This is a genomic window from Mesorhizobium terrae (assembly GCF_008727715.1).
In the GTDB taxonomy this organism is placed as follows: Bacteria; Pseudomonadota; Alphaproteobacteria; order Rhizobiales; family Rhizobiaceae; genus Mesorhizobium; species Mesorhizobium terrae.
On sequence record NZ_CP044218.1, the window covers coordinates 3089584 to 3112762 of the forward strand.

General features: G+C 63.1%; 23 protein-coding genes and 1 pseudogene. 16 read left to right on the top strand and 8 right to left on the bottom strand.

Features of this window, described 5'->3' with window-relative positions; translation table 11 throughout:
• Positions 1-354: 354 nt before the first annotated feature.
• Positions 355-1035, bottom strand: coding sequence for a GntR family transcriptional regulator (locus FZF13_RS16170; protein ID WP_024925652.1), 681 nt, complete (start codon positions 1033-1035; stop codon positions 355-357).
• Positions 1036-1153: 118 nt separating this feature from the next.
• Between FZF13_RS16170 and FZF13_RS16175 the strand changes: the two genes are divergently transcribed.
• From FZF13_RS16175 to FZF13_RS16190, 4 genes are all read left to right on the top strand, one after another.
• Positions 1154-2074 carry a substrate-binding periplasmic protein gene (locus FZF13_RS16175; RefSeq protein WP_024925651.1) on the top strand — a complete coding sequence of 307 codons (921 nt, stop codon included), beginning with the start codon at positions 1154-1156 and terminating at the stop codon, positions 2072-2074.
• Positions 2075-2092: 18 nt separating this feature from the next.
• On the top strand, positions 2093-2836 hold the full coding sequence (locus FZF13_RS16180; RefSeq protein ID WP_024925650.1) for an amino acid ABC transporter permease: 744 nt from the start codon (positions 2093-2095) through the stop codon (positions 2834-2836).
• Entirely contained in the window at positions 2833-3621 is a 789-nt protein-coding gene (locus tag FZF13_RS16185) for an amino acid ABC transporter ATP-binding protein (RefSeq protein ID WP_024925649.1), read from the top strand. The genes FZF13_RS16180 and FZF13_RS16185 overlap by 4 nt, the downstream gene beginning before the upstream one ends.
• A 77-nt stretch (positions 3622-3698) precedes the next feature.
• Entirely contained in the window at positions 3699-4895 is a 1197-nt protein-coding gene (locus FZF13_RS16190) for an NAD(P)/FAD-dependent oxidoreductase (RefSeq protein WP_024925648.1), read from the top strand.
• Between the two features lie 213 nt (positions 4896-5108).
• Here the strand turns inward: FZF13_RS16190 and FZF13_RS16195 are convergent.
• From FZF13_RS16195 to FZF13_RS16210, 4 genes and pseudogenes are all read right to left on the bottom strand, one after another.
• Positions 5109-5851: pseudogene (locus FZF13_RS16195) on the bottom strand (zinc-binding dehydrogenase).
• Between the two features lie 8 nt (positions 5852-5859).
• On the bottom strand, positions 5860-7239 hold the full coding sequence (locus tag FZF13_RS16200) for an aspartate aminotransferase family protein (RefSeq protein ID WP_024925647.1): 1380 nt from the start codon (positions 7237-7239) through the stop codon (positions 5860-5862).
• 30 nt (positions 7240-7269) lie between these two features.
• Positions 7270-8763 carry an NAD-dependent succinate-semialdehyde dehydrogenase gene (locus tag FZF13_RS16205; protein ID WP_024925646.1) on the bottom strand — a complete coding sequence of 498 codons (1494 nt, stop codon included), beginning with the start codon at positions 8761-8763 and terminating at the stop codon, positions 7270-7272.
• Positions 8764-8893: 130 nt separating this feature from the next.
• Positions 8894-9376 carry an Lrp/AsnC family transcriptional regulator gene (locus FZF13_RS16210; RefSeq protein ID WP_036254440.1) on the bottom strand — a complete coding sequence of 161 codons (483 nt, stop codon included), beginning with the start codon at positions 9374-9376 and terminating at the stop codon, positions 8894-8896.
• Between the two features lie 84 nt (positions 9377-9460).
• Between FZF13_RS16210 and ehuR the strand changes: the two genes are divergently transcribed.
• The 12 genes from ehuR to FZF13_RS16270 all read left to right on the top strand — a co-directional run bounded on the left by ehuR (position 9461) and on the right by FZF13_RS16270 (position 21358).
• A complete protein-coding gene (ehuR, locus tag FZF13_RS16215; RefSeq protein ID WP_024925645.1) occupies positions 9461-10846 on the top strand; it encodes a MocR-like ectoine utilization transcription factor EhuR in 1386 nt (461 codons plus the stop codon).
• Between the two features lie 138 nt (positions 10847-10984).
• Positions 10985-11770 carry an ectoine/hydroxyectoine ABC transporter ATP-binding protein EhuA gene (gene ehuA / locus FZF13_RS16220; protein WP_024925644.1) on the top strand — a complete coding sequence of 262 codons (786 nt, stop codon included), beginning with the start codon at positions 10985-10987 and terminating at the stop codon, positions 11768-11770.
• A 144-nt stretch (positions 11771-11914) separates the two neighbouring features.
• Positions 11915-12715, top strand: a complete 801-nt coding sequence (gene ehuB / locus FZF13_RS16225; protein ID WP_395408859.1) for an ectoine/hydroxyectoine ABC transporter substrate-binding protein EhuB — start codon at positions 11915-11917, stop codon at positions 12713-12715.
• Positions 12716-12915: 200 nt separating this feature from the next.
• Positions 12916-13575 carry an ectoine/hydroxyectoine ABC transporter permease subunit EhuC gene (ehuC, locus tag FZF13_RS16230; RefSeq protein WP_024925642.1) on the top strand — a complete coding sequence of 220 codons (660 nt, stop codon included), beginning with the start codon at positions 12916-12918 and terminating at the stop codon, positions 13573-13575.
• 17 nt (positions 13576-13592) lie between these two features.
• Entirely contained in the window at positions 13593-14252 is a 660-nt protein-coding gene (gene ehuD, locus FZF13_RS16235; RefSeq protein WP_024925641.1) for an ectoine/hydroxyectoine ABC transporter permease subunit EhuD, read from the top strand.
• A gap of 5 nt (positions 14253-14257) precedes the next feature.
• Positions 14258-15034 (top strand): ectoine utilization protein EutA, encoded by a 777-nt coding sequence (gene eutA, locus FZF13_RS16240; RefSeq protein ID WP_024925640.1) that lies wholly within the window; start codon positions 14258-14260, stop codon positions 15032-15034.
• A 5-nt stretch (positions 15035-15039) separates the two neighbouring features.
• Entirely contained in the window at positions 15040-16029 is a 990-nt protein-coding gene (gene eutB, locus FZF13_RS16245) for a hydroxyectoine utilization dehydratase EutB (RefSeq protein WP_036254473.1), read from the top strand.
• The gene (locus FZF13_RS16250; protein WP_024925638.1) at positions 16026-17018 is read left to right on the top strand and encodes a cyclodeaminase; all 993 of its coding nucleotides are present in this window, start codon (positions 16026-16028) and stop codon (positions 17016-17018) included. Before eutB ends, FZF13_RS16250 begins: the two co-directional genes overlap by 4 nt.
• A 136-nt stretch (positions 17019-17154) precedes the next feature.
• Entirely contained in the window at positions 17155-18333 is a 1179-nt protein-coding gene (gene doeA / locus FZF13_RS16255; RefSeq protein WP_024925637.1) for an ectoine hydrolase DoeA, read from the top strand.
• 5 nt (positions 18334-18338) lie between these two features.
• The gene (gene doeB / locus FZF13_RS16260; protein ID WP_024925636.1) at positions 18339-19340 is read left to right on the top strand and encodes a N(2)-acetyl-L-2,4-diaminobutanoate deacetylase DoeB; all 1002 of its coding nucleotides are present in this window, start codon (positions 18339-18341) and stop codon (positions 19338-19340) included.
• A gap of 320 nt (positions 19341-19660) precedes the next feature.
• Positions 19661-20041, top strand: coding sequence for a c-type cytochrome (locus FZF13_RS16265; protein ID WP_024925635.1), 381 nt, complete (start codon positions 19661-19663; stop codon positions 20039-20041).
• A 495-nt stretch (positions 20042-20536) separates the two neighbouring features.
• A complete protein-coding gene (locus FZF13_RS16270) occupies positions 20537-21358 on the top strand; it encodes a DUF2189 domain-containing protein (RefSeq protein ID WP_024925634.1) in 822 nt (273 codons plus the stop codon).
• Positions 21359-21397: 39 nt separating this feature from the next.
• Here the strand turns inward: FZF13_RS16270 and FZF13_RS16275 are convergent, their stop codons facing one another.
• The 3 genes from FZF13_RS16275 to FZF13_RS16285 form a co-directional block, all read right to left on the bottom strand.
• Entirely contained in the window at positions 21398-21871 is a 474-nt protein-coding gene (locus tag FZF13_RS16275) for an aminoacyl-tRNA deacylase (protein ID WP_024925633.1), read from the bottom strand.
• Positions 21872-21990: 119 nt separating this feature from the next.
• Positions 21991-22377, bottom strand: a complete 387-nt coding sequence (locus FZF13_RS16280) for a cytochrome C oxidase subunit IV family protein (RefSeq protein ID WP_024925632.1) — start codon at positions 22375-22377, stop codon at positions 21991-21993.
• 9 nt (positions 22378-22386) lie between these two features.
• Positions 22387-23109 carry a heme-copper oxidase subunit III family protein gene (locus tag FZF13_RS16285; RefSeq protein WP_024925631.1) on the bottom strand — a complete coding sequence of 241 codons (723 nt, stop codon included), beginning with the start codon at positions 23107-23109 and terminating at the stop codon, positions 22387-22389.
• Positions 23110-23179: the final 70 nt, after the last annotated feature.

Below are 23179 nucleotides of genomic sequence, written 5' to 3' on the forward strand. Positions count from 1 at the left end.
GACCAGTTTCGTCAGATCACATGAGCCGCCAACCCGCTGTGGCAATTGACATGATCACACTGGCGGCATGTACCGGCAGCGGCGAGTGGCTGGGGGCCGTGTGATACTGCTCCTGCAGCGGACAGCCGCAAACTCGGTGCATCTAGGTACAAAATTATTCTGACAATGACACTCGTACTTAAGTGAGCCGGGATTGGGTCGGCTGCTTTGCGCCTTCATGTCAGTCGTTGAAATTCAGTTCGCGCCTCGTGGAAGCAGGCATGGCGGAGCGGTTGTGCCCGCCGAGTTCACGATTGGGCACTCCGGTCTCCAGATTGATCGCAGGCGCCTTCGAGTGGTCAGCGCGACTGGCACCTAAATGACCCTGCGTACGTCCTCTTCAAAGCTCAGAACGTGATGCAGCGCGATGCGCTCGGCAGTTTCGCCGTCGCCGCGGCAGACCGCTTCGAGCATCTGGGTCTGCTCGTGCAGGACCTTGTCGAGACCGGACATCAACTCGGGGAATCGCCGCGTCGCCACATGCAGGATCCGCAGCGACAGGTTGTGGTAGTGGTCGAGCGTGTCGAACAGATAGGGGTTCTTGGCGGCGCGGTAGATGAAGCGGTGAATACGACGATCGAGCGCCAGCAGGGGCTCGGGTTCTGGCCGATCCGAAAAAGCCGCGAGCTCCTCGAGTAATTTCCGCGCCTCCCTGCGTTCCGGTTCGCGCAGACGCTCCGCCGCCAGCCGTGTCGCCCAAGACTCGATGGTCGCGCGCGCTTCGTAGATCGCCGACAGATCACTGATATCGATGGTGCTGACGGAGGTGCCCCGGCGGCCGTTGACATCGACGAAGCCGTCGCGCTGCAGCCGCAGCAGCGCCTCGCGCACCGGCGTGCGACCGACGTCGAGCCGCCGCATCAGCTCGCTTTCGCGCAGCAACGTGCCGGGCGCCAGCTTTACCGTGATGATGTCCTCCCGCAGTTGCAGGTAGGTGCGCTCGGCCAGTGTCGTGCCGGCCTCATCAGCGTCTCCCTCACGCATCCGCGCGTCCATCACCTTGTCTCCACCGTACCGGGAAGCGATCGCCGAGAATCACTTGACAATGGATATGTATAATATACTGATCGATATATTACAAATATATTGATACGATGACAGGGAGGTATCGGTCATGAAAAAGGGGAAATTTTCGTCGTCGTCGCTCAAGGGAGGTTTCGCTGCCTTGCTGGGTTTCGGCATGGGATTGCTGGGCGTGTTTCAGCCGGCCTCAGCGGAGGATCTCGAAACGCTGAAACCCGGCGTGCTCCAGGTCACCATCCAGCCCTACATGCCTTATACGGCGATGAAGGATGACAGACTGGTCGGGCTGGACAGCGATATCCTCGCCGCGGTCGCCGACAAGCTCGGCCTCAAGATGGAAGTCAACGTCACCGATTTTCCCGGCATGCTTGCCTCGGTGCAGTCGCGGCGCGCCGACATCACCATCGGCGGTATCGCTTGGTCGGATGCGCGCCAGAAGGTCGGCCTGTTCACCGACCCGCCCTATTATTCGCCGCCAGCCATGGCCGTCGCGGGCTCCGACAAATATCCGGACGTCAAGAGCCTGGAAGGCAAGGACCTCGGCACGGTCACCGGCTATGTCTGGGCGAAATCGATCGCTCAGGTGCCGAATGCTACGCCGCACACCTATCCCTCGGCCGACAGCGTCTTCCAGGACCTCGCGTCGGGTCGGCTGAATGTCGGCTTCCTCGATCCGTTGCTGATCGTCTACCAGCAGAAGCAGCGGCCGGACATGAAGTTCAGCGTCGAATACCTGACGCCGCCGACCGCCGAAGAGGTCAAGGCCCATCCTGACTACCAGTATTTCCAGTCCTACATGACCGGCTTCTACCTGCCGAAGGAGGCGCCCAAGCTGGCCAAGGCGGTGTCCGACCAGATCGACGCCATGTACAAGGATGGCTCGCTCTCGGCGTTGATCACCAAATGGGGCGGCGACCCCAAGCAATTCCTGGTTCCTTCGCCGGAGATGGCAGCTCAACGCCGCGGCGTCGATCGTCCCGCGGACTGGTCGCCACCCTCGATCGCCCCTTGAAGAGCGGAGGGCCGGACAATGTCCCCTTCCGATGTCTTCACCGGATTTCTCCAGGTTCCCTGGAGCGACTACGCGGGCAATATCGGCTGGGGTCTGCTCAGGACCCTGGCCTACACAGTCGCCAGCTTCGCCGGTGCCGCGGTTCTCGGTCTGGTGCTCGCGTTGATGCGCCTCAACCGTCTGCGCCTGGTCCGGCTGCCGGCCGCCCTCTACACGGAGGTCTTCAAGAACGTCCCGCTGCTGGCGATCATCTTCGTCACCTATTTCGGCTTGCCGTCGGTCGGGGTGAAACTCAGCGTCTTCGCCGCCGGTGTGCTCAGCCTCGTCCTGTTCTACGCGGCCTATCTGTCCGAGATCTTCCGCGCGGCCATCGCCGGCATCCATTCCGGCCAGAACGAGGCGGCGCAGGCGCTGGGACTTGGCCGTGGCACCACCTTCGGCCATGTCGTCTTGCCACAGGCGCTGCGGCTGGCATTACCCGGCACCAACACCATGTTCGTCGACCTGCTCAAATCGACCTCGCTCTTGGTGACGATCTCGGCGGCCGAACTGATGACGCAGGCGCAGCTGATCGCGTCCGAGACGTTCCGGGCGCTGGAGGTCTATCTCGTCATCGCGGCCATCTATTTCGCGGTCTGCTATCCGCTGTCGCAAAGCCTGCTGTGGCTGGAGCGGACGATCCAGGCGGGCGTACCGCTGTCGCGCGGGCGGCGGCGGCGGTTACGGCTGGCCAGGACCTTGCTCGCGGGAGGAACCGCATGACACAGCATATCGTCAACGTAGCGGAGGCCGCCACCAGGCCGGCCGTCACCATCCGCGGCCTCAAGAAGTCCTTCGATGGCAGGCAGGTGCTCGGCGGCATCGATCTCGACGTGCCGGGCGGCCGCATCGTCAGCATCATCGGCCAGAGCGGCGGCGGCAAGACGACGCTGATGCGATGCGTCAACCTGCTTGAGCAGCCCGACGACGGCGTCATCGAGGTCAATGGCGAGGCGATCTGCGCCAGGGGGGCGGTGACATGCAAGGACCTCGCCAAGCTGCGCCAACGCGTCGGCATGGTGTTCCAACGCTTCAACCTGTTCCCGCATCTGACAGCGGTCGAGAACGTCGTTCTCGCGCAGATGCACGCTGCGGGGATCGGCGAGCGCGAGGCGGTGGAGCGTGCCGTGCGCCTGCTCACCCGTGTCGGCCTTGCACATCGCGCGACGGCCTATCCGGAGCGCATGTCGGGTGGCGAGCAGCAGCGCGTGGCGATTGCCCGGGCGCTCGCGCTTGGGCCCACTGTCCTTTTGTTCGACGAGCCGACCTCGGCGCTCGATCCGGAATCGACCGGCGAGGTGCTGCGGGTCATGCGCGAACTGGCCGCCGATGGCATGACGATGATCCTGGTCACCCACGAACTGCCCTTCGCGCGGGAAGTGTCGGACTGGGTCGTCTTCATCGACGGCGGCAAGATCATCGAGCAAGGCACTGCTGCGGATGTGCTCGACCGGCCACGCGAGGCGCGCACGCGCGCCTATGTCGCCAAATACGCAGCGTCCGGCTGAACGCCGGCACCGGTCGGCCCCACAACCGGCGGCGCCATGTGGTGGCGCCGTCCCCCTCCCAACCTGGTATGAATCAGATGAGCAGGATTTCGACCGACGTCGCCGTGATCGGCGGCGGCGTCATCGGTCTGGCAATTGCGCTTCGGCTTCGCGCCGACGGCCGCGAGGTCGTGGTGATCGAGCCGAACGAGCCGGGCAGCGGTGCCTCCTACGGCAATGCCGGCACTATCGCGGACTATGCGGTCCTGCCGGTGGGCACGCCCTCGGTCCTGCGCAACCTGCTGCCGCTGCTGTTCGACGCGGACAGCCCCCTGTCGATCCGCGCCGCCGCCTTGCCCGCCCTGTTTCCGTGGCTGGCGCGCTTCGCCTATGAATCGCTGCCGCACCGCTACCGTGACAACACCCGCCGCATTGCGGAACTCCTGTCCGACGCCCCGGCGGCATGGCGGGAGTTCGCGGCGCAAATCGGTGCATCGGACCTGCTCTCGGCGGAAGGCTGCCTCTATCTTTACCAGACCCGCAAGGCTTTCCAGGCAGCCGCGACAGACATCGCGCTGCGCCGCAGCTACGGCGTTGCCCTGGAGCTGCTCTCGCCCGACGAGGTGCTGCGACTGGAACCCCGGCTGACGCCTGTCGAGGGCGGCGGCCTGTTCTTTCCCGATGCGATCAATCTCGTCGATCCGGGCGAGACGATGCGCCGTCTTTCGATGGCGGCCCGCAGGGCGGGTGTCGAATTCGTGCCGGCTTGCGCGCACACGATCGCGCGTGCGTCCGCCGGGGTCCGCATCCTGGCCGGGCCGTTCGAGATCGGCGCGCGAGCCGTGGTCATCTCCGCAGGCGCACATTCCCAAAGGCTGGCGGCCCAGATCGGCGATCCGGTCCGCCTCGACACGGAGCGCGGCTACCATATCGAGTTCGACATGGAGAAGCCGCCGGTGGAACGGCCGGTCTGCCCGACCGCACACGGCTTCTATTTGTGCCCCATGCGTGGCCGGCTGCGCGTCGCCGGCCTGGTGGAACTCGGCGGTATCGCTGCTCCGGCCAACACCCGGCTGCTGCAGTCGCTGGTTGCGAATGCTCGCCGGGTTTTCCCGACCCTTGGCGAACCAGACCGCAGCTGGCTCGGCTTCCGCCCGTCCATGCCCGATTCCGTTCCCGTCATCCGGCCATCGAAGGGAGGGCGAGATGTTATCCTTGCCTTCGGCCATGGCCACATAGGGCTGACGCTTGCACCCCGTACCGCCCGTATGGTGAGCGCTATTCTTGCGGCTTAGTTCGATCGCTATTTCTATTGCATGTTCGATGGCAGCTAAGCGCCATCGCGTCGGACGTTCCGCCGGGCTATCGGCAACCAGAAACGGACATAAATGGCGGCCACGCTGAAGGTGGCGATGGTGTGAGACATTATGTCGGTTGTGGTAGGGCTTCACCACTAAGAATTAATTCAGCTGCTCTCGGCAGGACTTGGCCGCGCTAGGTCAATGACCTCAGCTATCGCCCCATATCGCGTCCGGCGCCACCACAAGCTTGCCGACAAAGCCCTTGGCCATGAAGTCAGTCTGGACACGGTGGAAGTCTGATAGCTTGTAGACCCCTCCGGCCAGAGGCTTGATGTTCTTTGCCCCGACATAGCGAACGATGGGACGGAAATCCGCTCGCGTGCCTTGGCTCGAGTCGAGCAACTGCAACTGCTTCAGATACACGGTGCGTAGGTCGAGTTGCACGACCGGACCGACAATAGCGCCTACCGTTGTGTAGCGTCCTTCAGCGCGCAGGATGCGCAGCAGGTTGTTGAAGATGACACCGCCAACAAGATCGGCAACCACGTCGATCGGCGGGCCTCCAGTCGCCTCATCGACGGCGGCCGGCAGATCAGTGACGCCGCGCGTGATCACCCTCTCGGCGCCAATGCCGAGCACCGCTTGCTCCTTGCCCTTGCCGACGGTGTGCGCACCATGTCGGTACCCTGGATGCGCGGGAAGGTCAGCGTGTTGCCTTGCCGGCGCCAGGTCAAGACCGCCCAGGCATCTTCCTCCGTGCCATAGGCGCCCTGGCGCATCCGGGCGTCGGGGTTGTTCATGCCACAGACGCTGACCTTGACCAGCACCTCGCCTGCAGCCGGTGCCGGCACCTTTACATCCGTGCGGTAGACGAGCTTTTCCAGGCCGCCATGGCCAGTAAGTTGCACTGTGGCCATCGTGGCGGGGATGGTTCGGGGCACGGCGGTCATGTCGCTTCTCAGATGTTGGCGAAGACGCTGTTCACCGCGTCGGCGGTCCTGGCGACGATGGTGTCGGCCTCCTCGCGTGTCAGGCAGAGTGGCGGAGCGAAGCCGAGGATGTCACCTTGCGGCATGGCGCGGCCGATGACGCCATTGGCCGCAAGCGCCGTGGCAATCTGCGGTCCGACCTTGAGCGCCGGGTCGAAGAGGACGTGGTCGTCGCGATCCTTGACGAACTCCACTGCTGCCAGCATGCCGTCGCCGCGCACCTCGCCGACGTGTTTGTGGCCGCCAACGGCCTTGGCAAGTTCGGCACGAAAATAGGCACCGGTCTCGCTGGCATTCCGCGCTAGGTCCATCTCATCGATCAGTTCGAGATTGGCCACGCCTGCGGCAACGCAGATAGGATGTGCCGAATAGGTCCAGCCATGGCCCAGCGAACCGAGCCTGTCGGAACCGTTGACCAGCACCCGCCAGACCTTGTCGGCGACGATCACGCCGGAGAGCGGCGCATAAGCCGAGGTCAGGCCCTTGGCGATGGTGATCAGGTCCGGCTTGATGCCGTAGTGGTCGGAACCGAACATGGTGCCGAGACGGCCGAAGCCGGTCACCACCTCGTCGGCGATGAGCAGCACGTCATATTTGGTCAGCACGGCCTGGATCTTTTCCCAATAGCCGGCCGGCGGCGGCACGATGCCGCCGGTGCCGAGGATCGGTTCGCCGATGAAGGCTGCGACCGTGTCCGGGCCTTCGGCGAGGATCATCTCCTCCAGCTTGTCGGCGCAATGTTGCGAGAACTGCTCCTCGCTCATCGAACGGTCGGCGCGACGGAAATAATACGGTGCCTCGGTGTGCAGGATCGGCGCCCGCGGCAGGTCGAAAGCGTTGTGGAACAACTCAAGGCCGGTCAGCGATCCCGTCATCACGCCGGAGCCGTGATAGCCGCGCCAGCGCGAGATGATCTTTTTCTTTTCGGGGCGTCCCAGAACGTTGTTGTAGTACCAGATCAGCTTGATGTTGGTCTCATTGGCGTCGGAACCGGAGAGGCCGAAATAGACCCTCGACATGCCTTTCGGCGCGCGGTCGATGATCATCTTGGCCAAGGTGATCGATGCCTCGGTGCCGTGCCCGACATAGGCGTGGTAATAGGCGAGGTTCCTGGCTTGGTTCGCTATGGCGTCGGCGATCTTCTGGCGGCCGTAGCCGACATTGACGCAATAGAGGCCGGCAAAGGCGTCGATGCTCTTCTTGCCGGTGTTGTCCCAAACGGTCACGCCTTCGCCGCCGGCCATGATGCGCGCCGGCGACTCGCCGCGCGCATGCGTGCCCATATGCGTCGAAGGATGGAAGAAGTGGTCGCGATCCCAGGCTGAGAGTTCGTTGGACTGTTCGAGCATTTTTTGACTCCTGAAATTTCCGGAATGGCCTTAGGTCATGTCCAAGCAAAGGTATTTGAGATCGGTGAAGGCTTCGAGGCCGTGGCGCGAGCCTTCGCGGCCGATGCCGGACTGCTTGACGCCGCCGAAGGGGATCGGCGCACCGGTGATCTTGACACGGTTGATGGCAACCATGCCGTATTCCAGGGCGCGGCCCAGGCGCGCCTGCCGGGCGCCGTTCTCGGTCACGACATAGGCGACGAGGCCATATTCGCTGGCGTTGGCGCGAGCGACAACCTCCGCCTCATCGTCGAACAGCGTCACCGCGGCGACCGGACCGAAGGTTTCCTCCTTCATGATCAGCGCCTCGTCGGGGACATCGACCAACAGCGTCGGCTGGTAAAACAGCAGGCCCGCCGCATGGCGCTTGCCACCGGTCAGGCAGCGCGCGCCTCGAGCGATTGCGTCGGCGACCTGCTCTTCCAGCTTCTTGACGGCACGTTCATGCATTAGCGGCCCGATCTCGACATCGCCGGAGAGCCCGTTGCCGGTGCGAAGCTGTTCGACGCGGCGGGCAAAAGCGGCGCAAAAGCGGTCGTAGATCGGGCGCTGCACATAGATGCGATTGGCGGCGAGGCAATCCTGGCCAGATGTGGCGAATTTGGCGTCGAGCGCAATCGCCACCGCCTTCTCGATATCGGCGTCGTCGAAGACGATCAGCGGTGCATGGCCGCCGAGTTCCATGACCAGCCGTTTCATCGTTGGCGCGCTCTGCGCGGCGATCAGCCGGCCGACTTCGGTCGAGCCGGTAAAGCTCATGGCGCGCACCCTTGCATCGGTACACATCGCGCTGACAATCGTGCGGGCGTCGCCGATCACGACGTTGAAAACACCCGCCGGCAGCCCGGCGCGTTCGCCGAGTTCGGCCAGAGCGAGCGCCGAGAGCGGCGTTTCGGAGGACGGATGCGCCACCACCGTGCAGCCGGCGGCTAAAGCGGCGGCGGCCTTGCGGGTGAGCATGGCCGACGGGAAATTCCATGGCGTGACGATGCCGACAACGCCGAGCGGTTCGCGGTGTACCGTCATCTGAGCATTCGGCAGATGGCTGGTGACGCTCTCGGTATTGAGACGCTTGGCTTCTTCAGCGTACCACTCGACGAAGGACGCGGCATAGTCGATCTCGCCAAGCGCCTCCTTCAGCGGCTTGCCCTGTTCCAGCGTCATCAGCAGTGCCAGATCGTCCTTTGCGGCGATGATCAGGTTGAACCATTTTCGCAGGATTTTGGCGCGCTCCTGCGGCAGCGCCGTGCGCCACGCGGGCAGGGCACGGGTGGCCGCGTCGACTGCTTCCGTCGTCTGCCCTGCGTCAAGCGCTGCGACGAAGGCCACGGTGGAGCCTGTCGCCGGATCCGTGACCTCGAAACTCGCGGCCGCTTCGCCCGCGGTCCAGTGGCCGTCGACATAGCCGAGATCGCGTAGCAAGCGGCGATCGGCAAGCCGGTCGAGTGCTTCGTGGCGGTGCGGGCGAGCGAAATGCGCGGACATCGGCGTCTCCATTCGATGCCGAAGCATCAGCCGTGCCGGGCAAAGAGTGAGACTGTTTCGACGCCTGTCGGTAGAGAGATTCTCTCTATTGGTGTCGAGCGGTAGACAATCTCTCCGCCTGCCAGCCCTGTTACGGCAGCAGGTCGGTCACCGGCAGCACGGTCTCGTCCTTGACCGTCTTGGTGACGATGTAGGTGAAGTAGCGATCGATTCCGATCTCGCGTTCGAGCAGGCTGTCGACCAGCCGCTGATAGGCATCGATGTCGCGCGCCATGACTTTCAGCACGTAGTCAACGCCGCCGCCGACCGACCAGCAGGCGACGATTTCTGGAACATCGCGCACGACGCGTTCGAAACGGTCGAAGTCCGCCTGGCGATGATTGGCCAGGGTGACCTCCATCAGCACCGTCGCCACTGGCGCGATAGCGCGCATGGCCACGGAAGCGTGGTAGCCGGTCACGATGCCGGCTTTCTCCAGCTTGCGCAGCCGCATCCAGCACGGCGTCGGCGACAGACCGACCTTCTCCGCGAGCGCCAGCTTGGTGATGCGCCCGTCGCGCTGGATGGCGTCGAGAATCCTGAGGTCGATCGGGTCAAGTTTCGATACCGCCATGCGGGGTTCCGCCTTTCGTTCGCGCCACCATGAGGGCGCAACATTTCGATTGTCAATTGCACTGATTTCGATCTCTATTAAGTCATGACATTGTGGCAACCAGATCCAGCTCTCATCCGCCGTCCGGCCTATCTCTCGCTGGCCGACCAGATCGCGCGCGCCATCCATGACGGACGGCTCGCCAATGGCGCGCAATTGCCGACGCATCGCCACCTTGCCGACGATCTGAAACTTTCCGTGCAGACCGTCAGTCGCGCCTATGAGGAATTGATCCGCCGAGGGCTGATTTCCGGCGAAGTCGGCCGCGGCAGTTTCGTGCAGACGCAACACCGCGAGCCCGAACCGCCCTACATCCCGGAGCGCCTGGGCGAAGTCATCGACCTTTCCATCCTGAAGCCGGTCTGCGAGCCGATGCATCTGGAGAAGCTGAAGCAGGCGCTGGGTTGGCTGGCCGAGAATTTGCCGGCGAGTTCGGCGCTGTCGTTCCGGCCGAACATGGTGTTTCCGCGCCACCGCGCGGTCGCGGTCGACTGGCTAAAGCTCTGCGGCCTTGAGGCCTCGCCCCAGAACATTAGCCTCACCAACGGCGCCACCGCCGGCATGACGGTGGCGCTGATGAGCGTGGCGCCGCCTGGCTCTACCGTCGCCACGGAGGCGATAGGCCACCACACGCTGATCCCGCTTGCCCGCTATCTCGGCTTCAACCTTGAAGGCCTGCCGATCGACGGCAATGGGCTGATCCCCGAGGCGCTCGACGAGGCCTGCCGCCTCTCCGACATTCGCGGCGTTTTCGTGCAGCCTTCGGTCATCAATCCGACGGCGACGTTGATGGATGCTACGCGTCGCGAGCAGATCGCGGCCGTTGCCCGCAAGCACGACATCGCCATCATCGAGAACGATGTGCTCGGGCCGTTGGTCGAAGGTCGGCCGCCCGCGGTCGCGGCCTTCGCGCCCGAACGCACGCTTTTCGTCACCTCCTTCACCAAGATTACCGTGCCCGGCCTGCGCATCGGCTACCTCGCCGTGCCCGACCGCTATGTCGCGGCCGTCGCCAACCGTCACCTTGTCTCTAACTGGATGGCGACGCCGATGGTGGCGGAGATCGCAACTCGTTGGGTGAGCGACGGCACGGCGCTGGAGCTGGTCAATTGGCAGCGTGGGGCATTGAGGCAGCGCCAGGAGATAGCGGCTGAAATGCTGGCGGGGGTCGAGTATCGCGCCCATCGCGACGGGCTGCATCTGTGGCTCGAGTTGCCGGGCGACCATGCGGAGGAGAGCTTTGTGTCGCAGGCGCGCTTACGCGGCGTGGCGATCGCACCGGGTACTTCGTTCCGCATCGCCGACACGCCGTGGCGTCCGGCCGTACGCATCTCACTCGGATCGACCACCGAGGGGGAACTGCGCGCAGGCCTCGGCGTTGTTGCCAAGCTTTTGCGTGGCGATCCGGAGCATTTGCTGCTCGCCATCTGATGCAAAAGCAGAGCGCAGATTACCCTGAAATTGTGCCGCATCGGAAAATATTGTCATGATATTATTTTCCCAATTGACATGATTTGGTGTGTTTCGCATCGTTAAGGGCATAGCATTCTCCAGAATGGGGAAAACAGATTGCCCACGCCCACTATCAAGGTTGACGCGATTTCGAAGAGCTTCGGTGCCTTCAAGGTGCTAGACGGCCTGTCGATGCAGGTCATGCCCGGCGAGAAACTGGCGCTGATCGGCCCGTCCGGCTCCGGCAAGACGACGATCCTGCGCATCCTGATGACGCTGGAGAAGATCGACGGCGGCCACATCGAGGTCGACGGCGAGCAGCTCTACCACATGGAGCGCAACGGGCAGCTGCTGCCGGCCAACGAGCGGCATCTGGCAAAAATGCGCCAGAAGATCGGCATGGTCTTCCAGCTCTTCAATCTGTTTCCGCACAAATGTGTCATGGACAACGTCACCCTGGCACCGATGCTGACCAAGGGCGTTGCGCGCGCCGCCGCCGAGAAGCGGGCGATGGAACTGCTCGATATGGTTGGCCTTGCCGACAAGGCGAAGGCGATGCCGGCGCAGCTTTCCGGCGGCCAGAAGCAGCGCGTGGCGATTGCGCGGGCGCTGGCGCTGTCGCCCAAGATCATGCTGTTCGACGAGGTCACCTCAGCGCTCGACCCGGAACTGGTCGAGGAGGTGCTCAACGTCATGCGCAAGCTCGCCGCCGAAACCGATATGACGATGCTTCTCGTCACCCACGAGATGGGCTTCGCCCACGACTTCGCCGACCGCGTGCTGTTCTTCGACCGTGGCCGGATCGTCGAGGAAGGCAAGCCCGACGAGATTTTCCGCCATCCCAAACAGGAGAGAACGCAGAGTTTCCTGAAGAAGATCATCGCAGCAGGACATCGTATCTGACCGCAATGCAAACGGGCGACGTAGTTGTCCACGGACGGCCAACGGCCGTCCCGAACCAAGCATGCCAAAAACAGAAACAAGGAGTTGGGAACAATGAAGAAACTTGGCATTCTGGCTGGTGTCGCCGGCCTCGCACTGACCGCCATGCTCGCCGCCACGAGCGCCGGTTCGGCGGATGACAGCAAGCTCGAGAAATTGAAGTCGCAGGGCTTTGCCCGCCTCGCCATCGCCAATGAGCCGCCCTATACGGCGGTGGCCGCCGACGGCAAGGTTTCGGGCGCGGCGCCTGATGTGGCGCGCGAGATCTTCAAACGGCTGGGCGTCGCCGATGTCGTAGCCTCGATCTCCGAATATGGCGCGATGATCCCAGGCCTCCAGGCCGGCCGCTTCGACGTGGTCACCGCCGGCCTGTTCATGAAGCCGGAGCGTTGCGCGGCCGTCGTCTATTCCGAACCGGTGCTGTGCGATGCAGAGGCGCTGCTGGTGAAGAAGGGCAACCCGAAGGGTTTTAAGAGCTACGAGGACATCGCCAAGGATACCTCGGCGACTGTCGGCGCGCCGGGTGGTGGCACCGAAGAGAAGCTGGCGCTCAACGCCGGCGTGCCGCGCGATCGCGTCATCGTCGTGCCGGATGGCCAGAGCGGCCTGAAGATGGTGCAGGACGGCCGTATCGACGCCTATTCGCTGCCCGTGCTGTCGATCAACGACCTGCTCAAGAAGGCTAGCGATCCGAACCTCGAAGTGATCGCGCCGGTGGTCGGTGCTCCAGTCTACTGCGACGGCGCCGCGTTCAAGAAAGGCGACGAGGCGTTGCGCGATGCCTATGACGTCGAACTCGCCAAGATGAAGAAGTCCGGCGAGTTCGCCAAGATCATCGAACCCTACGGCTTCTCGGCAGCGGCCGCGATGTCGACGACGCGTGAGAAGCTCTGCACGGCGAAGTAGCTCCTTCCTTCCTTCTCCCTGCTCGCGGGGAGAGGGTGGCCCGAAGGGGCGGGTGAGGGGCGGTGCCAAACTTTTGCAAGTTCGCGTTGCCCATCATCTGCCCGTCCTCCGCAGTTGCGCTGCAGCTACGGAGGGGGAACCGGCTTGTCTCCCCTGGACGGGAAGACGGGCCAAGAGCAAACGTTGGAAACCTCTAATTCATGACCCAGTGGCCCGGCTATTTCGGCCTGATATTGCAAGGGGCGCTTGTCACCATCGAGCTGACGCTGATGGGGTCGGTGCTTGCGCTGATCATGGCCTTCCTTGCCGGCATGGGCCGCCTGTCGCGCTTCTTCGTCGTGCGGGCCATTGCCACGACCTATATCGAATTCTTCCGCGGCACCTCGATCTTCGTGCAGTTGTTCTGGGCCTATTTCGTGCTGCCCTTTGCCGGCTTGTCGTTGACGCCGCTGCAAGCCGGCGTACTGGCGCTGGGGCTCAATGTCGGCGCTTACGGGGCGGAGGTGGTGCGCGGCGCCATTCTGTCCGTCGGTCGCGAGCAATACGAAGCCTGCACGGCGCTCAACCTCGGCCGTTGGCAAGGCATGCGCCATGTCATCCTGCCGCAGGCACTGCTCGTCATGCTGCCGACCTTCGGCAACAACGCAATCGAGTTGCTCAAGGCAACATCGGTCGTGTCGCTTATCTCGCTCGCAGACCTCACTTTCCAGGCGCAGGTGGTGCGCTCGCAGACCGGCAGCACGTTGACGCCGTTCCTGTCCGCGATGGTCATCTATTTCTCTCTCGCGCTGATCATCTCCTGGGGTGTGCGCACGCTGGAGCGCCGCATGGCGCGTGGCCTCGACGGAGTGCGCGTCTGATGGATTGGGCCAAGTAAATGGATTGGGATTGGGATTTCGTCCGGCAGATCATGCCGGTGCTGCTCCAGGGGGTGAAGATCACCATTCTGGCGACGGTCCTGGGCTCGATCCTGGCCGCGATCGTGGGGCTTGGGATAGCGTTGGCGCGGCGCTCGTCGAACCGGCTCGTCTCGCTCGGTGTCGGCTGGTTTGCCGAGTTCATCCGCGGCACGCCGCTTCTGGTGCAGCTCTATTTCATCTTCTACGTGCTGCCCGACATCGGCATCCTGTTGCCGCCGCTGGTGGCAGGCGTCATCGGCCTTGGCCTGCACTACGGCACCTATACGGCCGAGGTCTACCGCGCCGGCATCGACAACGTGCCGCGCGGCCAATGGGAAGCGGCCAAGGCCTGCAATCTCAGCGGCCGTCACACCTGGACGCACATCATCCTGCCACAAGCGATCCCGCCGATGATCCCGGCCTTGGCCAACTATTTCATCGCCATGTTCAAGGAAACGCCGCTGCTTTCAGCGATCACCGTTCTGGAACTGATGAACCAGGCCAAGAGCGTCGCCAATACCTACTACCGCTACATCGAGCCGATAACGCTGGTCGGCGCCTTCTTCCTCGTCATCAGCCTCTGCTCGGTCATGCTGCTGCGCTGGCTGGAGCATCGCTACGGCCGGATCGAAAGATGAAAGCCATGAAACCGTTGCCCGAGATTCGCCTCGAAACGACGCGCCCCGCGCTCGACAAACGTCCGCTGGAAAAGCGCGTTGGCCTGATCGCTCTGGCCACCGACCACACCAGCGAGGTGGACTTTCGCCGCATGGTGGCGAGCGAGCGCATCGGCGTCTACGTCGCGCGTATTCCCTATGCCAATCCGACGACACCGGAGAATTTGCGCAAGATGCAGCCTTCGCTTTCGGCGGGCTCAGCGCTGATCCTGCCCGACGAGCCACTCGACGCCGTCTGCTATTCCTGCACGTCTGCTTCCGTGGTGATCGGCGATGCCGAGATCGAAGCGGCGATCCAGGCGGCAAAGCCCGGTATTCCGGTGGTGACGCCACCGATGGCTGGCATGCGCGGCCTCAACGCCCTTGGCACGCAGCGGGTCAGCATCCTGACCCCTTATACGGTCGAGACCAGCCAGCCGATGGCCGCCTATTTCGCGGCGCATGGCTTCGACATCCAGAGCTTCACGTGCCTCGGTTTCGAGGACGACCGCGAGATGGCGCGCATCACACCAGTTTCGCTTGTCGAGCTCGCGCGAAAGGCAATGCATCCCCAGGCTGACGCGCTCTTCGTCTCGTGCACCGCGCTGCGCGCCGCGCTCGCTGTTCCGGGCATGGAAGAGGCGATCGGCCGACCGGTCGTCACCAGCAACCAGGCCAGCGCCTGGAACTGCCTTCGGCTGTGCGGCGACGACACGCCACGGCCGGAGTTCGGCCGGCTGATGACCAAGCCGCTGGCCGCGTGATCGAAATGACGGTTGAGCTTCAGCATATTCGCGCCGCGCGCGAGCGTATTGCCGGCAAGGTCGAGCGGACACGCTGTGTGGTATCGCAAAGCCTTTCGGATTGTACCGGTGGTCCGGTTCATCTGAAGCTGGAGAATCATCAGACCACCGGCGCGTTCAAGCTGCGCGGCGCGTCCAACGCAATTGCCGCCTTGAATCCGCAGGAGAGATCGCGCGGCGTCGTGGCGGCCTCGACCGGCAATCACGGCCGCGCACTTGCGCATGCCGCCAAGCTCGAAGGCATGCGCGCGGTGATCTGCATGTCGAGGCTGGTGCCCGACAACAAGCTCGACGCCATCCGCCGGCTCGGCGCGGATGTCCGCATTGTCGGCAATAGTCAGGACGACGCCCAGCAGGAAGTCGACAGGCTGGTGGCGGAGGAAGGGCTCGTCATGCTGCCGCCTTTCGACCACCCCGATATCATCGCCGGGCAGGGCACGCTCGGGCTGGAAATCATGGAGCAGGTGTCGGACGCTGCGGCCGTGCTGGTGCCGCTCTCCGGCGGCGGGCTGGCGGCGGGTGTCGCCGCGGCGATCAAAGGCGTCAGTCCGAGTACGAAAATAATAGGCATCTCGATGGTGTGCGGCGCGGCGATGAAAGCGAGCCTCGATGCTGGCCGGCCCGTGCAGGTCGAGGAACTGCCGACGCTGGCAGACTCGCTCGGCGGCGGCATCGGACTCGACAACCGGCTGACCTTTGCCATGTGCCGCGCCCTGCTCGACGACGTTGTCCTGCTTTCCGAAGACGAGATCGCCGCCGGTATCCGCCATGCCTACGAACAGGAACGCGAGATCGTCGAGGGTGCCGGCGCCGTTGGCATAGCGGCGCTGCTTGCCGGCAAAGTCGGGGTGAGCGGGCCGACTGTGCTTATCCTCTCCGGCCGCAACATCGACATGGATCTGCACCGCCGCATCGTCTGCGGCGAGGCACCTGCATTGAGGGAGCGCGCCGCATGAGCCGCATGACCATTCTCACCGAAGCAGAACTGCGCAAGATCGTGACGCTCGATCTCGACACTGTCGCCGGTATCGAGAACGCTTTCCGCTCCTTGGCCACGCTGCCAGTGGCGATGCCACCGATTCTCAGGCTCGACATGCCCGAGCAGCGCGGCGAAGTCGACGTGAAGACGGCCTATGTGCCGGGCATCGACGGTTTCGCGATCAAGATCAGCCCCGGTTTCTTCGACAATCCGAAGCTTGGCCTGCCCAGCGTCAACGGGATGATGATTTTACTTTCGGCAAGGACAGGCCTGATCGAGGCGCTGCTGCTCGACAATGGCTATCTTACCGATATCCGCACGGCGGCCGCTGGAGCGGTCGCGGCCAGGCATCTGTCGCGTGCTGACTCGAAGGTCGCGGCGATCTTCGGCGCCGGCATGCAGGCTCGATTGCAGCTTGAAGCGTTGCGTCTCGTCAGGCCTATCGAGGAAGCGCGCATCTGGGCGCGCGACGCCGCCAAGGCCGAGGCGACCGCAGCCTACTTGCGCGACAAGCTCGGCATTCTGGTGCGTGCGGAACCGGACGCGGCAAAGGCGGCGGCCGGGGCTGACGTCATCGTCACCACCACGCCGTCGACCGAGCCGCTGATCAAGGCCGGTTTCGTCTCGGTCGGACAACACATCACCGCCATGGGTTCGGATGCCGAGCACAAGAACGAGATCGCGCCGACAATCCTTGGCATGGCCGATCTCTATGTCGCCGACTACGCTAAGCAGACGCGGCGTCTGGGCGAGCTTCATCATGCCATCGAGGCGGCAGTCTTTGCCGCCGACGCCGAGGTCACCGAACTCGGCCAAATCATAGCTGGAGAAAAGCCCGGCCGCCGCTCGGCAAGCGACATCACCATCGCCGACCTCACCGGTACCGGCGTGCAGGACACCGCGATCGCTACGCTCACCCGCGACCGCGCGCGGGCGGCCAATGCCGGAACCATTTTTGAGAGCTGATGCCTGGCCAAAGCGTGATCCGAAAAAGTGGGAGCCGGTTTTCCGAAAAGATCGCGCTCGAACACCAAACTGACGACGAGCCGGATTCAACGGAGTTGAAACAGGCTCCAGGCCCAACAAACGAGGACCAAGAACGATGCAGCCGAACCTGAAATTCTCGCGGAGCGAATTTGCCGATCGCCTCGCCAAGACGCGCAAGGCCATGGAGGTGAGGGGCGTCGATCTTCTGATCATCAGCGATCCCTCCAACATGGCCTGGCTAACGGGATACGACGGCTGGTCCTTCTATGTGCATCAGGCCGTCATCGTGCCGCCTTCGGGCGAACCGGTCTGGTATGGTCGTGGCCAGGATGCCAACGGTGCCAAGCGCACCGCCTATCTCGCCCACGACAACATCGTCGGTTACGCCGATCATTATGTGCAGTCGACCGAGCGCCATCCGATGGACTATCTCGCCACTGTGCTTGCCGAGCGCGGTTGGGACAAGCTCACCGTCGGCGTCGAGATGGACAATTACTGGTTCTCGGCTGCTGCCTTCGCTGCCCTGCAGAAGCACCTGCCCAATGCTCGCTTTGCCGATGCCACCGCGCTGGTGAACTGGCAGCGCGCCGTGAAGAGCCCGACCGAGATCGACTACATGCGCAAGGCCGCCCGCATCGTCGAAGCCATGCACCAGCGCATCGTCGACAAGATCGAGGTCGGCATGCGCAAATGCGATCTGGTCGCCGAAATCTACGATGCCGGCACGCGCGGCATCGACGACATCGGCGGTGACTATCCGGCGATCGTGCCGCTGCTGCCGTCGGGCGCAGATGCCTCGGCGCCGCATCTGACCTGGGACGACAAGCCGATGCAGGTGAACGAGGGCACGTTCTTCGAGATCGCCGGCTGCTACAACCGCTACCACTGTCCGCTGTCGCGCACCGTCTTCCTCGGCAAGCCGACGCAGGCCTTCCTCGATGCAGAAAAGGCGACGCTGGAGGGCATGGAGGCCGGCCTTGCCGCCGCCAAGCCCGGCAATGCCTGCGAAGACATCGCCAATGCTTTCTTCGCGGTGCTCAAGAAATACGGCATCGTCAAGGACAACCGCACCGGCTACTCGATCGGTCTGTCCTATCCGCCGGACTGGGGCGAGCGCACGATGAGCCTGCGCCCCGGCGACCGCACCGAACTCAAACCCGGCATGACTTTCCATTTCATGACCGGTCTTTGGTTGGAGACGATGGGGCTGGAGATCACCGAATCGATCCTGATCACCGACACCGGCGTCGAATGCCTGGCCAATGTGCCGCGCAAGCTCTTCGTGAAGGACTGAGGCCGATGTCAGCACTGCGTCCGTCGCCGATCACGGCGACCGTCGACTTCGAGCGCGACGGCGTCCAGCACGGTTTCCTGCGCCTGCCTTACAGCCGCGACGATTCCGCCTGGGGTTCCGTGATGATCCCGGTCTGCGTTATCCGCAACGGCAAAGGCTCGACGGCGCTGCTCACCGGCGGCAATCATGGCGACGAGTATGAGGGGCCGCTGGCACTCTATGAACTCGCCCGCGCGCTCGACCCGAAAAAAGTTTCCGGCACGGTCATCATCGTGCCGGCGATGAACTATCCGGCCTTCCGCGCCGGCACGCGTACCTCGCCGATCGACAAGGGCAACATGAACCGCTCTTTCCCCGGCCGGCCCCACGGCACGGTGACCGAGAAGATCGCGGACTATTTCCAGCGCGAGCTGCTCCCCCGCGCGGACATCGTGTTTGACTTCCACTCCGGCGGCCGAACGCTGGACTTCGTGCCGTTCTGTGCCGCGCACATGCTGGCGGACAAGGCGCAGGAAGCGAAGGCCTTTGCAGCGGTCGAGGCCTTCTCGGCGCCGTTCTCGATGCGCATGACCGAGATCGATGCGGTCGGCATGTACGACACCGCGGCCGAGGAGATGGGCAAGGTCTTCGTCACCACCGAGCTTGGCGGCGGCGGGACGTCGCGGGCGGAAACCGTGCGCATCGCCCGCCGTGGCATCCTCAACGTGCTTCGCCACGCTGGCATCGTCGATGGTGTGGTCGAGAAGCGCAGAACCCAGTGGCTGGATATGCCCTCGGATGATTGCTTCGCCTTCGCCGAAGATGACGGCATGATCGAGACCATGGTCGACCTCGGTGAGCCAGTCGAGGATAGCCAGGTGGTGGCGCGCATCCATTCCTTGGGCCGCACCGGTCAGACCCCGCAAGAGATCAGGGCCAGAATGTCGGGCCTGCTGGCCGCGCGCCATTTCCCCGGCTTGGTCAAGGCCGGCGATTGCGTCTCGGTGATTGGTGCGCTGGTCTCCTGATGTTTCCGACGAGCCAGTTGCGATGTCCGCCTGGGATAAGTTCAATTGGATGCGTGGGGGACGCCTGAATTCCAGTGTGAGGCATTCCGGCCTCGAGGCCGTCATTCCGCTTCCGCGTCTCGCCGCGGTCACTCGTCAGCACGCGGCCTAGACCTTCGCAAGGACTGGCTTTTTCTACCCACCGGCGTGGCCCTGTGGTATGTAGGTGCCGCAATTCCACTGAGGAGACGGGGATATTCCGCTCTACCATGCAGGGCGCTCCAGCAGGGCTGGTATGGCGCGGATTGTCTGACGTGCGGTGATAATCAGGGAGCAATGCCATGCGCGTGATAGCGCTTCTTGCGGTCTTGTCCATCGCGACGTTTGTCAGCCACCCCGCGCAGGCGCAGGACGCCGCCGCAGGTGAAAAAGTGTTCACAAAATGCAAAGTCTGCCATATCGCCGACCAGGATAGGAACCTGATCGGCCCGTCGCTGCACGGCGTCATTGGGCGCACCGCCGGCACGCATCCCAACTTCGCCTATTCGGCTGCGATGGTCGCGGCCGGAAAATCCGGCGTCAAATGGGATGAGCCGACCTTGACGACGTATCTTCACGACCCCCGGGCCATGGTCAAGGGAACCAAGATGACATTTCCCGGTCTCAAGGACGATCAGGACATAACCAACGTCATCGCCTACCTGAAACAGGTTTCCAAGTAAGTGGGGAGCGATCCAGGCTCCTCGATGGCTGCATGCTCATCCCGAAAGACGATGGTCAGCCGGCAACTTCACGGTTGAGAGTGTCGCGTCCTTGCCGTCACGACGGCAGGGCACAAAACCCCAACAGCAGCAGAATAATGATGCCAAGGCCGAGTATGAGAAGCGTCTGATTGTCCATGACCTTCACCTTCGACCGGGGCGCATGATCCCAGAAATCGGGAGCGATCTTCTAAAAGGGTCAGGCACCAATCTAAGTGGTACAGCGTCCTTGACGCCCAAGAGGGCGAACGGCGGCGTATCAGAATACCGAAGAAAGGCCTGTGGAGCCAGCGCGTCGCTTCGGCAGCGATCACGCCTTCCGACGAAAGCGGGACAAAAAGGGCACGAAGGAGTATGTTGGTCATGGGTTGAGGTCGCGGTTTGCGTGGCCAGCCATGCTGAGCGGTAGCCCTGCGAAACCCGAGACCTTGCCGGACCTGATTTGGAGGAACGGCCATGGCAAGCTTTCACGTGATTGCAGGCGCCAGCGAAACGCTGGTGCACACCAAAGTCAGAAAAATCCGCGTTTCCGACCTTTTTGATGCGCTCAGGCGCGGTATCGACGACTTCATGGTCAAGCCCTCGCATATCGTGTTTTTGTGCATGATCTATCCCCTCGTCGGCGTGGTACTTGCCACCTGGACATCGGGAGAAAACGCACTGCCGCTGCTGTTTCCGCTGTTGTCCGGCTTTGCGCTGATCGGTCCGTTCGCGGCGATCGGTCTCTACGAGATCAGCCGAAGGCGGGAAGCCGGGCTCGATTCATCCTGGCGCCACGCCTTCGAGATCAGGCACTCTCCGGCGCTGCCTTCCATCGCGGCGGTCGGGATCATGCTGTTCGCGATCTTCATCACGTGGCTTTTGACAGCCAAGGTTTTCTACGAGCACCTGTTCGGCCCCGAGCCGCCGGCGTCACTGTCCAGCTTTATCGCCGAGATATTCGCCACAGGCCGCGGCTGGACGCTGATCGTGCTCGGTCACGCCATAGGGTTCGCATTTGCCGTGGCCGTGTTGTGCACGACCGTGGTCGCTTTCCCGCTGCTGCTTGATCGCGACGTCGGCGCCTACGAGGCCATACACACATCGGTGCGCGTCGTCCTCGCCAACCCGATCGTTATGGCCGTCTGGGGACTGATCGTCGCCATTGGGCTGATCATCGGCTCGCTGCTTGTATTCGCGGGATTGGCGGTCGTGCTGCCAATTCTCGGTCATTCCACCTGGCATCTATACCGCAAGGTGGTGGAGCCGCCGCCGTCGAGAGCGGGCAAGCCAGCCTAGGAAGTCGTCTCTCATCATGACGGCGCGGGCATCGGGTTTTCAGTGTGCCAGATGGCTGAAGCGGGCGACCCGCGCACCTTGCAACAGGGAACGGAAGTCATCGGCATTGACGTGCACCAGCGTCTTGTGGTCTCCGGCTTCGAAGTAGACGTCTGTGTCCACATCGAAGCTTTCGTCAAGAATGACCGGCACGTCGTAGGCGGCACCTACCGGTGGCACCGCGCCAATGTCGCAGTCGCTGAACAATTGGCTGACTTCATCTTCCGAAGCGAGGCCGAGCCGTCTGTCCACGACGGCCTGCAGCGTGTTGAGCTCGATACGGTGGTTGCTTGGCACAACCGCGAGCGCATAGCCCGTCTCATGGTGAACCAGCACCGACTTGGCGAGCCGGCGGCCCGGAACATGCGCTGCCTGCGCCGTCTGGCTGCTGGTCGCGGTCCTGTGGTGGGTAACGGTATCGTAGTGGATACCCTTGCCGACAATATAGTCCTTGAGTTTTGTTGCGATCGTCATCGTGGGCGCCTTTCGGTTGGAGGTGGTGACGCATCGGAGAACGAGGCCGCCATTGTCCTCCCATCATTTTTCCTGTCAACGAAGAACGCGACCTGGCGCGGGCCAAACGGCGAAAACACCTACGGTCCCATGCCGAACGACAGCACGCGTGTAAGCTCGGTATAGTCGGACTCGAGCGCCATGATCGTGACGAAGACCAGGATCAGCAGTGGGGGCACCAGGATCGCATAGGCAAGCGCGAGCCGCTCCCACGCCATATGCATGAACACGGCGACGATCAGCCCGGCCTTGAGCATCATGAATGTAACGATCAGGCCCCATCTGAGAAGTCCCTGAAGGCCGAAATAGTCGATGCTGTAGGAACCGGCGCTGAGGACGAACAGCCAGCCCCAGACGACGAGATAAAGCTTGATCGGATGCTGCTGGCCCTCCGCATGTACCGATGCAGGCGCGGGGGCGGCGGCGCTGCCATGCAGCCCGTGATCTTGCGCTTCCGCTTGTGCCATCGCTCCACCTCACCAAAGATAGAAGAATGCAAAGATGAACACCCACACCAGATCGACGAAGTGCCAGTAGAGCCCCAGGATCTCGACGCTTTCGTATTGGCCGCGGCGGCTGGTGAAGAATCCCCGCGCGCCGGTTTCGAAGTCGCCGCGCCACGCCTTGCGCGCGGTGATCAAGAGAAAGATCACGCCGATCGTGACATGGGTGCCATGGAAGCCGGTGATCATGAAGAAGGACGACCCAAACTGAACGGCGCCCCACGGGTTCGCCCAGGGCCGCACGCCCTCGGTGATGAGCTTGGTCCATTCGAAGGCCTGCATGCAGACGAAGGCCGCGCCGAGAGCGGCTGTAAGCAGCATGAAAGCCGCGGTCTTCCTGCGGTCGTGCCGATAGCCGAAATTGACGGCCATCGCCATAGTGCCGCTGGAGGATATCAGCACGAACGTCATGATCGCGATCAGGATCAGCGGAACATCCTGGCCGAACAAATGCAGCGCGAAAACCTCGCTCGGATTGGGCCAAGGCACCGTCGTCGACATGCGGGCGGTCATGTAGGACAACAGGAAACAGCCGAAGATGAAGGTGTCGCTGAGCAGGAAGATCCACATCATGGCCTTCCCCCAAGAGACATTCTTGAAAGCCCTTTGGTCGGAGGACCAGTCGGCGACGATACCGTGCAGGCCCGGCGGTCGCGAAGCGGTATGATCGCCATGTCCCTGCGTGGTCTCGGACATCCGCTACTCCTCTTCAATCACGATCCTGTTGCCCCGTCCTGGGACACGATCGAGCGTCCGAACAAGCACC